At 75.0% G+C, this 12,796-nt stretch carries 13 protein-coding genes; all 13 read right to left on the reverse strand.

Features of this window, described 5'->3' with window-relative positions; translation table 11 throughout:
- Window positions 1–134 precede the first annotated feature (134 nt).
- The 13 genes from hypE to hypB all read right to left on the reverse strand — a co-directional run bounded on the left by hypE (window position 135) and on the right by hypB (window position 12,794).
- On the reverse strand, window positions 135–1,289 hold the full coding sequence (gene hypE / locus OF117_RS00955; protein ID WP_263550911.1) for a hydrogenase expression/formation protein HypE: 1,155 nt from the start codon (window positions 1,287–1,289) through the stop codon (window positions 135–137).
- Window positions 1,282–2,409 carry a hydrogenase formation protein HypD gene (hypD, locus tag OF117_RS00960; RefSeq protein ID WP_263550912.1) on the reverse strand — a complete coding sequence of 376 codons (1,128 nt, stop codon included), beginning with the start codon at window positions 2,407–2,409 and terminating at the stop codon, window positions 1,282–1,284. The genes hypE and hypD overlap by 8 nt, the downstream gene beginning before the upstream one ends.
- Window positions 2,406–2,759: a HypC/HybG/HupF family hydrogenase formation chaperone gene (locus OF117_RS00965; protein WP_263550913.1), complete on the reverse strand. Its 354-nt coding sequence runs from the start codon at window positions 2,757–2,759 to the stop codon at window positions 2,406–2,408. Before OF117_RS00965 ends, hypD begins: the two co-directional genes overlap by 4 nt.
- Before the next feature lie 5 nt (window positions 2,760–2,764).
- Window positions 2,765–5,203: a carbamoyltransferase HypF gene (gene hypF / locus OF117_RS00970; RefSeq protein WP_263550914.1), complete on the reverse strand. Its 2,439-nt coding sequence runs from the start codon at window positions 5,201–5,203 to the stop codon at window positions 2,765–2,767.
- A complete protein-coding gene (locus OF117_RS22200; protein WP_411969395.1) occupies window positions 5,200–5,304 on the reverse strand; it encodes a DUF6893 family small protein in 105 nt (34 codons plus the stop codon). The genes hypF and OF117_RS22200 overlap by 4 nt, the downstream gene beginning before the upstream one ends.
- A 31-nt stretch (window positions 5,305–5,335) precedes the next feature.
- Window positions 5,336–5,539 (reverse strand): hypothetical protein, encoded by a 204-nt coding sequence (locus tag OF117_RS00975; RefSeq protein ID WP_263550915.1) that lies wholly within the window; start codon window positions 5,537–5,539, stop codon window positions 5,336–5,338.
- Window positions 5,539–6,156 (reverse strand): DUF5947 family protein, encoded by a 618-nt coding sequence (locus OF117_RS00980; RefSeq protein ID WP_263550916.1) that lies wholly within the window; start codon window positions 6,154–6,156, stop codon window positions 5,539–5,541. Before OF117_RS00980 ends, OF117_RS00975 begins: the two co-directional genes overlap by 1 nt.
- Complete coding sequence (locus OF117_RS00985; protein ID WP_263550917.1) at window positions 6,153–6,725, reverse strand: hypothetical protein; 573 nt, start codon at window positions 6,723–6,725, stop codon at window positions 6,153–6,155. The genes OF117_RS00980 and OF117_RS00985 overlap by 4 nt, the downstream gene beginning before the upstream one ends.
- Window positions 6,718–8,511, reverse strand: coding sequence for a nickel-dependent hydrogenase large subunit (locus OF117_RS00990; RefSeq protein WP_263550918.1), 1,794 nt, complete (start codon window positions 8,509–8,511; stop codon window positions 6,718–6,720). The genes OF117_RS00985 and OF117_RS00990 overlap by 8 nt, the downstream gene beginning before the upstream one ends.
- Window positions 8,508–9,608 (reverse strand): hydrogenase expression protein HypE, encoded by a 1,101-nt coding sequence (locus OF117_RS00995; protein WP_263550919.1) that lies wholly within the window; start codon window positions 9,606–9,608, stop codon window positions 8,508–8,510. Before OF117_RS00995 ends, OF117_RS00990 begins: the two co-directional genes overlap by 4 nt.
- A 183-nt stretch (window positions 9,609–9,791) precedes the next feature.
- The gene (locus OF117_RS01000; RefSeq protein WP_263550920.1) at window positions 9,792–10,301 is read right to left on the reverse strand and encodes a hydrogenase maturation protease; all 510 of its coding nucleotides are present in this window, start codon (window positions 10,299–10,301) and stop codon (window positions 9,792–9,794) included.
- Window positions 10,298–11,662 carry a hypothetical protein gene (locus tag OF117_RS01005; protein WP_263550921.1) on the reverse strand — a complete coding sequence of 455 codons (1,365 nt, stop codon included), beginning with the start codon at window positions 11,660–11,662 and terminating at the stop codon, window positions 10,298–10,300. The genes OF117_RS01000 and OF117_RS01005 overlap by 4 nt, the downstream gene beginning before the upstream one ends.
- A gap of 253 nt (window positions 11,663–11,915) precedes the next feature.
- A complete protein-coding gene (gene hypB, locus OF117_RS01010) occupies window positions 11,916–12,794 on the reverse strand; it encodes a hydrogenase nickel incorporation protein HypB (protein ID WP_263550922.1) in 879 nt (292 codons plus the stop codon).
- Window positions 12,795–12,796: the final 2 nt, after the last annotated feature.

Here is a 12,796-nt window from a genome sequence, read left to right on the forward strand (position 1 = left end):
GGTGCCGTGCGGGCGTGCCGGATGGCACGTCCGGCACCCGTCCGGTCCCCGCGGGGGCGCCGGGCATCCCGATCGAGGCGCGACCGACACGCTTTCGCAAGGCCGCCGTCATGCACCGTATGGACGGGGACCGCTCAGCAGATGCGCGGCAGCTGCTCTCCCGCCGGCAGGTCGACCACCCGCGTGCCGCCGAGGCCGGTGCGCGCCACCACCATCCCCGGATGCCGGTCGACCACGACGCCGACGACCCGGGCGCCGGCCGCCTCCGGTCGGGCGACCATTGCGGCGAGCACCTCCTCGGCGTGCTCGGGTGGCACCAGGGCGACCAGCAGGCCCTCGTTGGCGACGTAGAGGGGGTCCAGGCCGAGCAGCGAGCACGCGTCGGCCACCGCCGCGGGCACCGGCAGCTGCCGCTCGACGAGCTCGACACCCACCCCGGCGGTGCGGGCGATCTCGTTGAGCGCGGCGGCCACGCCGCCGCGGGTGGGGTCGCGCAGCGTGTGCACCGCTCCCCCGGCACCGGCCGCCGCCGCGGGGACGGCGTCGAGCATCGCGGCGACCAGCCGGTGCAGCGGCGCGGTGTCGCTCTCCACCGCCGTCCCGAACTCCAGGCCCTCCCGGCAGCTGAGCACCGCGACGCCGTGCCGGCCGATGTCCCCGCTGACGATGACGACGTCCCCCGGGCGCGCGCGGCCCGGCCGGACGTCCACGCCCGGCCGCACCAGGCCGACGCCCGCGGTGTTCACGAAGACCTGGTCGCCGTGCCCGGCGTCCACGACCTTCGTGTCCCCGGTGACCAGCGGGACCTCCGCCGCCCGCGCGGCGGCGCCGAGGGCGGTGGCCACCCGGCCGAGGTCGGCCACCGCCATCCCCTCCTCGACGATGAAGGCGGTGGACAGGGCCAGCGGCCAGGCACCCGACATCGCCAGGTCGTTGACCGTCCCGTTCACCGCCAGGTCGCCGATGCTGCCGCCGGGGAAGAACAGCGGCCGGACGACGAAGCTGTCGGTGGAGAACGCGACCCGCGCGTCGCCGACCTCGAGCACCGCCGAGTCGGTCAGCTCGCCGACCGCGCCGAACGCGGGCCGGAACAGGTGCTCGACCAGCTCGCCGGACATCTGCCCGCCGCCGCCGTGGCCCATCTGCACGGTCGGCGAATCGCGCAGCGGCACCGGGCAGCTCCACGTGGTGACGTCCAGCGGCGCCGTCGTCCGGACTCCGCCGACCGCCGCCTGCCCGTTGCCGGCATGCCCCCCGCCGGCCGCACCGGGGCCGGCCGGCTCAGCCACGGGAGCCCGCCCCGCTGCCGGCCGGCTCGATCAGCTCCAGCCGCCGGTAGAGGTAGTAGGCCGCGCAGGCGCCCTCAGAACTGACCATCGTCGCGCCGAGCGGGTTGCGCGGCGTGCACTGCCGGCCGAACGCCGCGCACTCGTGCGGCTTGATCAGCCCCTGCAGCACCTCCCCGGACCGGCAGATGGCCGACTCGTCGGTGCGCATCCCGCCGACGTCGAACCGGACCTCGGCGTCGAAGTCGCGGTACTTCTCCGCCAGCTTCCAGCCGCTGGCCGGGATGACACCGATGCCGCGCCAGGCCCGGTCGGTGACCTCGAAGACGTCGGCCAGCATGGCCTTCGCCGCGGGGTTGCCCTCGGGGGGCACAACCCGCCGGTAGGCGTTCTCCAGCTCGGCGCGGCCCTCCTCCAGCTGGACGACCGTCCGCCGGATGCCCTCGAGGATGTCCAGCGGCTCGAACCCGGTGACCACGATCGGCACCCGGTACCGCTCCGCCAGCGGCGGGTACTCGGCGGTGCCCATCACGCTGCACACGTGCCCGGCGGCCAGGAACGCCTGCACCCGGCAGGACGGCGACTCCATGATCGCCGCGATGGCCGGGGGCACCAGCACGTGGCTGACCAGCAGGCTGAAGTTCCGGACGCCGAGCCGCCGGGCCTCGTGCACCGTCATCGCGTTCGCCGGGGCGGTGGTCTCGAAACCGATGCCGAAGAAGACCACCTGCCGGTCGGGCATCTCCCGGGCCAGCTGCAGCGCGTCCAGCGGCGAGTACACGACGCGCACGTCGCCGCCGGCGCTCTTGACGCGGAAGAGGTCGGCCTCGCTGCCGGGCACGCGCAGCATGTCGCCGAAGGAGCAGAACGTGACGCCGGGGCGGGCGGCGATGGCCAGCGCCTTGTCGATCACCTCCAGCGGGGTGACGCAGACCGGGCAGCCGGGCCCGTGGATCATCTCGATGCCCTCGGGCAGCAGCTGGTCGATGCCGTGCCGGATGATCGAGTGCGTCTGCCCGCCGCAGACCTCCATGAGCGCCCACGGCCGCGTCGTCACCGCCGCGATCCGGTCCAGCAGCTTGCGCGCCAGGTCGGGATCGCTGAACTCCTCGAGGTACTTCACGACGCCCTCTCCTCCCCGGCCGCACCGGTCCCCCCGCCGTCCCGGCCCGGACGGCGGGTGCGGGCCGGGTCCTCGCCGGCGGCCTGCCGCGCGGCCGCGGTGAACCCGTCGCCGAACTCCTCCTCCAGGACGCCGAGCCGCTCGAACTCGGCGAGCGTGTCGAGCGCGGACCGCTCGTCCAGGCGCTGGATGGCGAACCCGACGTGCACGATCACGTAGTCGCCGGCGACCACGTCGGGCAGGTAGCTCAGGCACACCTGCTTGCGCACCCCGCCGAAGTCCACCTCGGCCATCGCCGTGCCGTCGCGCTCGTAGCGCCCCACGACCTGTCCCGGGACCGCCAGGCACATGACCCTCACCCCTTCCTGCGCTCGGGGAGACCCCCTGCGGCGCGGGCGCCGGCCACCAGCGCCTGCCCCAGGCAGAGGCCTCCGTCGTTGGGCGGCACCACGCGGTGCCGCAGCACGGTCCAGCCGTCGTCGGCCAGCGCCCGGCTCGCCGCCGACAGCAGGACGGCGTTCTGGAAGACGCCGCCGGTCAGGCCCACCACGTCCGTGCCCCCGGCGCGGCAGGCGGCGCGGGCGAGCACCCGGACCAGCTCGGCGAGGGCGGCGTGGAAGCGGGCAGCCACGACGCCGGCGGGCACGCCGACCCGGACGTCCTCGACCACCGCCCGCACCACGGGCGCCGGGTCGGCGGTGCGCACCGGACCGGGGCGGACGGGGAACGCGTAGCGACGGCCACCGGGGTCGGCGCCGCGGGCGGCCGCCTCGAGCTCGATCGCCGCCTGCGCCTCGAAGTCGACGACCTGGCGGACGCCGACCAGCGCGGCCACCGCGTCGAACAGCCGGCCCACGCTCGAGGTCGGCACGCAGCCCAGGCCCGTGGTCAGCTGGTGGGCCAGCACCCGCCGCTCGGGCAGCGGGCACGCGGCGACGGGCGGCAGGTCGGGGTCCCACGCCAGCCCCGCAGCGGCGAGGTGGGCCAGCGCCATGCGGTAGGGGCGGTCGACGGTGACGTCGCCGCCGGGCAGCGGCACGTAGCCCAGATGGGCCACCCGCCGGAAGGAGCGGGCGGTGGCCAGGAGCACCTCGCCGCCCCAGACCGCGCCGTCGGTGCCGTAGCCGGTGCCGTCGAAGGCGATGCCGACGACCGGCCGGTCGGGCGGCACGCCGTGCTCGGCCAGCAGCGCGGCCACGTGAGCGTGGTGGTGCTGGACGTCGCTCAGCCCGCGGACGCCGGTCCGCCGGCGGACCTGCTCGGCCGCCCAGGAACGCGACCGGTAGCCGGGGTGGGCGTCGGCGGCGACGATCCGCGGCCGGACGGTGGTGAGGTGCTCCAGGTGCCGCTCGGCCGCGGTCGCCGCCTCGAGGGTGGCCAGGTCGTCCATGTCGCCGACGTGGCCCGACAGCCAGGCCCGCCGGCCGTCGGCGAGGCAGACGGTGTTCTTGAGCTCCGCCCCGGCGGCCAGCGTCGGCGGCACCGCGACCGGCAGCGCCACCGGCAGCGGCGCGTAGCCGCGGGAGCGGCGGACCGGGAGTTCCTCTCCGTCGACGACGCGGACCACCGAGTCGTCGCAGGGCACGTGGATCGGCCGGTCGTGCCGCAGCCACCCGTCGGCCAGCGGGCCGAGCCGGTCGAGCGCGGCGGCGTCGTCGGCCACGATCGGCTCGCCACCGAGGTTGCCCGAGGTCATCACCAGGGCTCCCGGGCCGCGGCCGTCGGGGCCGTCGCCGAGCAGCAGCGCGTGCAGCGGCGTGTAGGGCAGGAAGACCCCGAGGTCGGGGTTGCCGGGGGCCACGGCCACGGGCGCGCCCGGGCGTCGCGGCAGCAGGACGATCGGCCGGGCCGGGCCGGTGAGCAGCCGCTCGGCCACGTCGTCCACGGCGACCAGCCCCCGGGCCGTCGCGAGGTCCGGGGCCATCACGGCGAACGGCTTGGCGCCGCGCCGCTTGCGCCGGCGCAGCGTGCCGACGGCGACGTCGTCGACGGCGCGGCAGGCCAGGTGGTAGCCGCCGACGCCCTTCACCGCGAGGACGCCGCCGTCGCGGAGCAGCGTCCGCGCGGCGCCCAGCGCCGCCTCGTCGCCGTCCGTCCGGACGACCTCGGCACCGTCGTCGTCGCGGGTGAGGAACTGCAGCCGGGGACCGCAGTCGGGGCAGGCGATGGGCTGGGCGTGGAAGCGGCGGTCGGCCGGGTCGGCGTACTCCCGGGCGCACTCCCCGCACATCGGGAAGCCGGCCATCGTGGTCGTCGCCCGGTCGTAGGGCAGGGCGGTCGTGATGGTGAACCGCGGACCGCAGTTGGTGCAGGTGGCGAACGGGTGCCGGTACCGCCGGTCGGCCGGGTCGGCGATCTCGCGCAGGCAGTCCTCGCAGGTGGCGACGTCGGGCGCGGCCAGCGTCGGCACGTCGTCCGCGCCGGCCGCCGACCGCTCGATGCGGAAGCCGCCGCCGCCGCGTGGCGGCAGGTCGGTCGCGCGCACGTCGTCGACGACGGCGAGCGGTGGTGCACCGGTGACCAGGCGCGCCGCGAACGCGTCGACGGCCTCCGGCGTCCCCTCGACGTCGCAGACCAGCCCGCCGGCGTCGTTGTGGACGGTGCCGGCCAGCCCGAGGGCGGTGGCCAGGCCGTGCACGTAGGGGCGGAACCCGACCCCCTGGACGACGCCGCGCAGCACGAACCGGCGCCGGACCCGGCCCGGCCGGTCCGCGGCGGGCGCCGGCGGACCGGCCTCCGGCGGCGGGCCGAGCAGGCGCAGACCCGGCGGGCCGCCGGGCGGCACCCCGGTCACATCCGGCGGATCTTCAGGTAGCGGACGATCGCCGGGTACTCACGGCGCAGCAACGCCGCGGCGCCCAGCCCCGCGGTCAGCAGCAGCAGGGGTCCCCTCACGGTCCTCTCCTCTCGCGCCCTCCCGCAGCGGTCAGCCGGGGGGCAGGTTGGGCATGGCGTCGATCAGCGGGTCGCGCCGCTTCGCGTTCACGCCGGTCGAGCGGCGCGCGTCGGCGGTGCCGTCGGGGTGGTTGCCGTCCTGGCGCTCGAAGGCACCCGGCGCGTTGCCCTGGATCACGCCCTTGACGTGCGCCGACGCGTCGGGCTTCACGTCCGGCTTGCCCACGCGGATCATCAGCGGCTCCCTCCTCGGTGATCGGCGGCCGCGCGGCCGCCCAGCTCGGCGAAGAACTGCTCGACCGCCGGCCACACGCGGGTGCCCCCGGACAGCCCGGTCCAGGTGGCGCGCACCAGCGCGACGAGCCGGTAGCAGTCGTCGATCGGCACGATCCAGCGCTCGCGGGCGCCGTGGGCGGTGTCGACCAGCAGGGCCTGCACGTCGGGCTGCAGCCGGGCCAGCTCGGGGCACTCCGCCTCCAGCCGGGCCCACGTCTCGTCCGACACCTCCCAGCGGGTGGCGCCGAGAGGGCTCGGGTAGTGGGCGTCGACCGACCCGTCCGGACGGCGGACGAAGAACGCCAGCCCCACCGGCACGCCCTGCTGCCCCGGCTCGGGATCGGCCAGCCGCAGCCGCGTCCCGGGCACCAATCGGTAGTGGCCCCGGCCGGCCGCCTCCCGCGAGAACAACACGGCGCAGGCCGGGCACGCGCACAGCAGCTCCCGGTTCGACGAGTCGACCATGTGCCGGTGGCGCTCGGCGACCGGCGCGGCGCACAGGTCGCACCGCTCCACGCCGTCGAGCCGGCCGGCCGCCCGCCGGATCACCCGCTCGAGCGCCGGCGTGGCCGTCACGGCCCGGCCCCCGGCCGACGGCCGAGCGCACCCAGCGGCACGAAGGCCGGCGCCCGCGGCGGCGGGGCCGCCCGCACGTCGGCCAGCTCCGGCGCCACGGCGAGCACGGCCTCCCGGACGGCGAGCTGCACGTCCGCCGTCCCGCAGCCGGCGGGCACCCGGACCTCGGCGACCGGTCCGTCGGCGCCGTCGGCGACGCCGACCAGGGCGACCGCGTCGCCGTGCGTCCCGAGGTCGGGGCGCAGGACGTCGAGCGCCCGGTCGACGCGCTGCTCGACCGGCTCGGGGTGGATGCCGTGCAGAGCGAGCAGGTGACCGAGCAGCGGGTCGGCCAGCATCGCCTCGACGGCGGCGGCCGGGCCGTCGGCGGTGGAGGCGGCGCCCAGCGCGCGGGCCAGCGCCTCGCCGTACACCTCGACGAGCGCGGTGACCGCCTCCGTCGCCAGGGCGCCCGCCGGCCCGGGCGTCACCTCGAGCTGGCCGAGCAGCTCGTCGAGGCGGGTCAGCCGCTGCTCGACCTGCGGATCGGCCAGCGGCCGGCGCTCGTCCGGCAGCGCGGGTTCAGCCATGGCTGCTGCCGAACATCGGCGAGTGCACCCGCTGCAACGTCTTCCCGCCGCCGAGGTACATGTGCACGCCGCACGGCAGGCACGGGTCGAAGCTGCGGACGGCACGCATGACGTCGATCCCGCGGAAGTCGTCCGGGCCGTTCTCCTCGAAGATCGGCATGTCCTGGACGGCGTCCTCGTAGGGCCCCGGAGTGCCGAACGAGTCCCGGGGGCTGCCGTTCCACGGCGTCGGCGGGTACGGGTGGTAGTTGGCGATCTTGCCGTCCCGGATCACCAGGTGGTGCGAGAGCACACCGCGGACCGCCTCGTGGAAGCCGCAGCCGATCGCCTCGTCGGGCACCGCGAAGTCCTGGAACACCTTCATGTCGCCGCCGCGCATGCGTTCCATCGCCCGCTCGACGAAGTAGATCGCCATGGCCGCGGCGTAGGCGACGAAGTACACCCGCGCGCGGTCGCGCTCGATGGCGTTCGACCACAGCGGGATCCGCCACTCGACGGTCTGCTCGGGCAGGGTGGAACTCTTCGGCAGGCTGATCTGCACGCTCGAGCCGGTCGACCTGACGTACGGGGTGTCGACCAGGCCGGCCAGCGCCGTCGTGTAGAGCCGGGCGAAGGCGCCGCCGCCGGTGTCGAGGGCCAGGTGCTCGCCGGTGTCCGGGTGCAGCCAGCGGGGGCTCATCACCCAGCTGTACTTGTCCTCGAAGTCGCGCTTGGCCGGGGCCGGCAGCGTGGTCTGGTTCCACGGGTGCCGGATGTCGACCGGGTTCCCGAGCGGGTCGCGGGTGACGAACGGTTCCTCGTCCACCCAGTCCTGGTAGAAGGAGCTGCCGAGCAGGATGCGGATGCCGAGGTTGATGTCGACCAGGTTCGTGGTCAGCAGCTGCCCGTCGACCACGACGCCCGGGGTGACGTACATGGCCCTGCCCCACTCGTTCATCGACGCGTACCGGTAGTCGACGACGTCCGGGTCCTGGAAGGCGCCCCAGCAGCCGAGGAGGACCCGCCGCCGGCCGACCTCCTCGTAGCCGGGCAGCGCCTCGTAGAAGAAGTCGAAGACGTCGTCGTTGAGCGCGACCGCCTTCTTCACGAAGTCGAGCACCTGCAGCAGGCGGGACAGGTAGTCGGTGAACAGCGTGGGCGTCGGCTGGGTGCCGACCCCGCCCGGGTACATCGTCGACGGGTGGACGTGCCGGCCCTCCATCAGGCAGAACATCTCGCGGGTGATCCGGCTGACCTTCAGCGCCTGCTTGTAGGTCTCCCCCTCGAACGGGTTGAACGACCGCATGATGTCGGCGATCGTCCGGTAGCCGTGCACGCCGGCCCGCGGGGCCTGCGTGTTCTCCGCGCGGGCCAGGACGCTGGGGTTGGTGTCCTTCACCATCGCCTCGCAGAAGTCCACGAAGACGAGGTTGTCCTGGAAGATCGTGTGGTCGAAGACGTACTCGGCCGCCTCCCCGAGGTTCATGATCCACTCGGCCATCGGCGGGCTCTTGATCCCGTAGGCCATGTTCTGCGCGTAGATCGAGCACGTCGTGTGGTTGTCACCGCAGATCCCGCAGATCCGGCTGGTGATGAAGCCGGCGTCGCGCGGGTCCTTGCCCTTCATGAAGACCGAGTAGCCGCGGAACATCGACGAGGTGCTGTGGCACTCGGCGACCCGCTGGTTGGCGAAGTCGATCTTCGTGTAGATCCCGAGGTTGCCGACGATGCGGGTGATCGGGTCCCACGACATCTCGACGAGCTGGCCCGGCTGCCGTTCGGCCGGCGCCTTCTGGGTGGTGGTCATCGTCCGGCCATCTCCTTGGTCGCTCCGGGGCGGTACCGCGGGTCGAACCCCGAGGTGAGCAGGTCGCGGTTGTGCCGCCACCTGGGCTCCTTGCTGGCGGTGACGTTGGTGATGCTGCGCAGGCGGCGGATGAAGGCCCCGTACGGCTTGATCAGCGTCGACGACAGGCTGCTGCCCGGGGGCATGTCCATGAACGGCATGAACTTGTCCGGGAAGCCGGGCATGGTGCAGGCGATGCAGATGCCGCCGACGTTCGGGCAGCCGCCCACCCCGCGCATCCAGCCGCGCTTGGGCACGTTGCAGTTGACGACCGGGCCCCAGCAGCCGATCTTCACCTGGCACTTGGGCGAGTTGTAGTCGTTCGCGAAGTCGCCCTGCTCGTAGTAGCCGGCACGGTCGCAGCCCTCGTGCACGGTCCTGCCGAACAGCCACTGCGGCCGCAGCTGGTCGTCCAGCGGCGGCGGCGGCGCCGAGCCGGCCGCGTGGTAGAGCACCCAGGTCAGGGTCTCCATGAAGTTCTCCGGCTGCACGGGGCACCCGGGGATGTTCACGATCGGCAGCCCGCCGGCGCTGCGGAAGTCCCAGCCGAGGTAGTCGGCCAGACCCATGCAGCCGGTCGGGTTGCCGGCCATCGCGTGGATGCCGCCGTAGGTGGCGCAGGTGCCGACGGCCACCGTCGCCCAGGACCGCGGGGCGAGGTTGTCCAGCCACCAGTCCAGCCGCAGCGGCTGGCCGGTCTCCAGGTCGTTGCCGAACGAGGTCCAGTAGCCCTCGCCGTTGATCTTCTCGTTGGGGATCGAGCCCTCGATGACCAGGATGAACGGGTACAGCTCCCCCCTCGCGGCCGCGCGGAAGGGCGCGAGGAACTCCTCGCCGCCGAGCGTCGGGGAGAGCACTTTGTTGTGGAGGTGGACCTTCGGCAGGCCGGGCACCATCCCCGTGACGACGTCCTCGATGCTGGGCTGGTCGCTGGCGGTCACCGAGACCGTGTCGCCGTCGCAGCTCATGCCCTCGGAGATCCAGAGGATGTGCATCTCGTCGAAGCCCGACGCCTGAGGCCGGCTTCCCTGGCCCGTCGCCTCGTGCAGTGCGGCCATTCCTCGCTCCGTCCCGGTCTGGGGTCGTCTCCGGCCCGGCAGTCCCCTTCGTGTCGCCGTGTCGCGGTGTCGCCGTGTCGCCGTGTCGCCGTGTCGCGGTGTCGCGGTGTCGCGGTGTCGCCGTGTCGCCGTGTCGCGGTGTCGATGTGTCGATGTGTCGCGGTGTCGTCGCGGGTGCCGCTCTCAGCCGGCCGGCACGCGTGCCTCCTCCGCCGCCCGCCCGGCGACCTCCCGCACCAGCCGGACGGCGCCGTCGACCGCCGCGGCCACCGGTGCGGAGAGCGCCATGCCGGGGTCCACCGCGGCCGGCGCGCAGCCGACGACCAGCACCCGGCGGACCGACCCGCCGAGGCCGCGCAGCAACCGCAGCACCGCGTCGGGGTGCAGACCGTGCCCGTCGACGGCCGGTACCGGCCCGTCGCCGGCCGTCCGGTCGGGGACCTCGAGGACGGCGAGCGTCCCCGGCGGCCCGTCGAGGGGGACGGCGTCGACGAGGACCAGCGTGTCGGGCGGGTCGTCGAGCAGGTCGTAGGCCAGGTGGACGCCGCGGATGCCGTAGTCGACGACGTCGACGCCGTCCGGGAGCCCGGACGACGCGGTTCCACTTCCGAGCCGGCGGACCACCTCGACACCGAAGCCGTCGTCGCCGAGGAACACGTTGCCGATGCCCGCGACCAGCACCCGCCCGCTCACGGCAGGGCCCGGTCGTCGAGGGGGCTTATCTCCTCGGGCGCGAAGTAGCGGTAGCGGCCCGATCCGCCGAGCAGGTCCGCCTGCGGGTCGTCGTCGAGGGTGACGGCGACGTGCCGGCCGTCGTCCACGTCGAGGAGGACCGCCTGCACGCGGGCGGTGCGGCCGTCGAGGAACCGGTCCTGCGGGTCGGCGCCGCGCAGCCGGGGCCGCAGCCGCACGCGGGAGCCGCGCGCCACCCGGACCCCGTCGACGACGACCGCGTCGGTCTCCGGGGAGACCGACGCGTCCGCGCCGGGGTCCCACCAGGGCGGCGCGGCGGGCACGCGCGTCGCGTCGGGCGACCCGACCGGGCGCAACGACCGGACGGCGCCGTGCAGCCGCGCCCAGGCGTCGCCCGGCAGCGCGTCGACCCGGTCGAGAATGGCCGCCGCGCGGGGGTCGGTCGCCCGGACCTCGGCCTTCTCCGCGTCGGTCAGCGTCAGCGTGCGCAGCGACAGGATCTCGTCGATCTCGCCGGAGTCGAACAGCTCACCCGGGCTCTCCGGGGCGATCCGGGGGTGGTCGTACAGGATGATCGGCGAGCTGAGCACCGCGTCGTGGCCGCCGTCCGGGCCGGCGAGCACCGGGTAGGTGTGCTCGTTGCGGCAGGCGCGGGCGGCCGCCGCGGCCTCGGCCGGCGGGTCCAGCAGCGACAGGAAGCCGCCCCCGGTGACCCCGAGGAGGCAGTGCGCGGCGACGAGCGAGCGCCGCACCGCCTGCTCCCGCGGGGCGTCGGCCGGCAGGTCGTCGACGGTGTTGGCGAGCTCAACCCGCAGGCGGTGCAGCCGGGACGCGGCCTCAACCGGCTCGAGCGCGAGGCGCAGCTCCCCGCGCAGCGGGTGCCGGTGCCGCACCAGCCGGGACCCGCCCCCCGGGAGCGGCTCGACGTCGGTGCCGCCCGGGGCGCCGACCGGCAGCCGTCGACCGCCGTGCAGGTCGCCGAGCCGGAACGCCGCGCCGACCTCGTGCGCGACCGCCTCGTCGAAGGTCAGCCACCGGCGGTCCCCGGCCTCGACCGCGTCGACGCCGATCCAGGTGCTCCCGGCCGCGGCGTCCTCCGCGCGCCGCTCGGCGGTGCGGCGCTGGACCTGCAGGAAGCGGACCCGCACGTGCAGCCAGGCGTCGTCCGGGGAGTCGAGCAGGCACTCGGTCCGCTGGCGCCAGGCGTCGGCGGAGCCGGCCACCGTGGGCACGAGCGGGCCGCGTGCCTCCAGCCAGGGCCGGGGGGCGAGCACCCCGAACTGCCAGCGCACGCGGTTCTTCCCCGAGGAGCGCCGGTAGGGGTAGAGGAGGTAGCCCTCCCAGAGCACGGCGTCGGCCACGCGCCGGGCGTGCTCGAGCGCCGCGGGCGGCGGGGCGACGGGATCGGACGACCGCGAGGGACCGGGAGCACCGCTCGGCGGCGGTGTTCCGATCCGTCCGGCCGCCTGCGTCATCGCCCGGGGCCGTCCGGTCCGGCTGCCCGTTCAGGCGGCCGGTCCAGCGACGGTGGACGCCGGTGGCACCGGGGGGTGGCGGCCGTGTGCATCGCCACCACCGCCCCCACCTGCGCGGACCCGTCCGTAGTGGTCCGGATCACACACCCGTCGGCGCGGGACTGTCAATCGACGTCCGTGTGACGTTCCCGGTGGGATCGGCGGCACGGCCGAGCCAGGCCAGCCAGTCGGCCATCCCGTCACCGCGGGTGGCCGAGACCGCCAGCACGGTGACGTCCGGGCGCAGGCGGCGCAGCTGCGCGACGCAGGCGGGCAGGTCGAAGGTGACGTAGGGCAGCAGGTCGACCTTGTTGACCAGCACGAGGTCGGCGGTGCGGAACATGTGCGGGTACTTGCCGGGCTTGTCGTCGCCCTCCGGCACCGACATGACCACGACCCGGCGGGTCTCGCCGAGGTCGAACAGCGCGGGGCAGACCAGGTTGCCGACGTTCTCGACGACGACGAGGGTGCCGTCCGGCGGGTCCAGCTCAGCCACGCCGCGCTGCAGCATCGCCGCGTCCAGGTGGCACCCCGAGCCGGTGTTCACCTGCACGACCGGCACTCCGGCGGCGCGGATCCGCTCGGCGTCGACGACGGTCTCCTGGTCGCCCTCGACGACGACGACCGGTCGGCCGACCTCGCGGACGGTGCGTTCGAGCAGCGTCGTCTTCCCCGAGCCCGGCGAGCTCATCAGGTTCACCACGACCAGCCCGCGCGCGGCGAAGTCCGCCCGGTTCCGCGCGGCCAGGGCGTCGTTGCGGCCGAGCACCTGCTGCTCGAGCCGGACCAGGTGGGGCCCACCCGCCCCGTCCGCTCCACCGAGGTCGCGCTCGTGCGGGTGCGGGTGCGGGTGCCCCTGCTCGTGGACGTGCTCGTGCCGGTGACCGCGCGGGTGCTCGTGCGCGTGCGGCTGCGGAGGCCGGTCCAGGCGGGTGAAGCGCGGGCCGTCGTCCTCGCCGCAACCGCACGTGCCGCACATGG

This window comes from Geodermatophilus sp. YIM 151500 (genome assembly GCF_025716945.1).
Classification (GTDB): Bacteria; Actinomycetota; Actinomycetes; order Mycobacteriales; family Geodermatophilaceae; genus YIM-151500.

Bases quoted from the DNA above. Each gene is read 5' to 3' on its own strand.
- OF117_RS00965 (WP_263550913.1), bottom strand. From the start codon at position 2,759: ATGTGCCTGGCGGTCCCGGGACAGGTCGTGGGGCGCTACGAGCGCGAC.
- OF117_RS00975 (WP_263550915.1), bottom strand. From the start codon at position 5,539: ATGATCCGCGTGGGCAAGCCGGACGTGAAGCCCGACGCGTCGGCGCAC.
- OF117_RS00985 (WP_263550917.1), bottom strand. From the start codon at position 6,725: ATGGCTGAACCCGCGCTGCCGGACGAGCGCCGGCCGCTGGCCGATCCG.
- OF117_RS00990 (WP_263550918.1), bottom strand. From the start codon at position 8,511: ATGACCACCACCCAGAAGGCGCCGGCCGAACGGCAGCCGGGCCAGCTC.
- OF117_RS00995 (WP_263550919.1), bottom strand. From the start codon at position 9,608: ATGGCCGCACTGCACGAGGCGACGGGCCAGGGAAGCCGGCCTCAGGCG.
- hypB (WP_263550922.1), bottom strand. From the start codon at position 12,794: ATGTGCGGCACGTGCGGTTGCGGCGAGGACGACGGCCCGCGCTTCACC.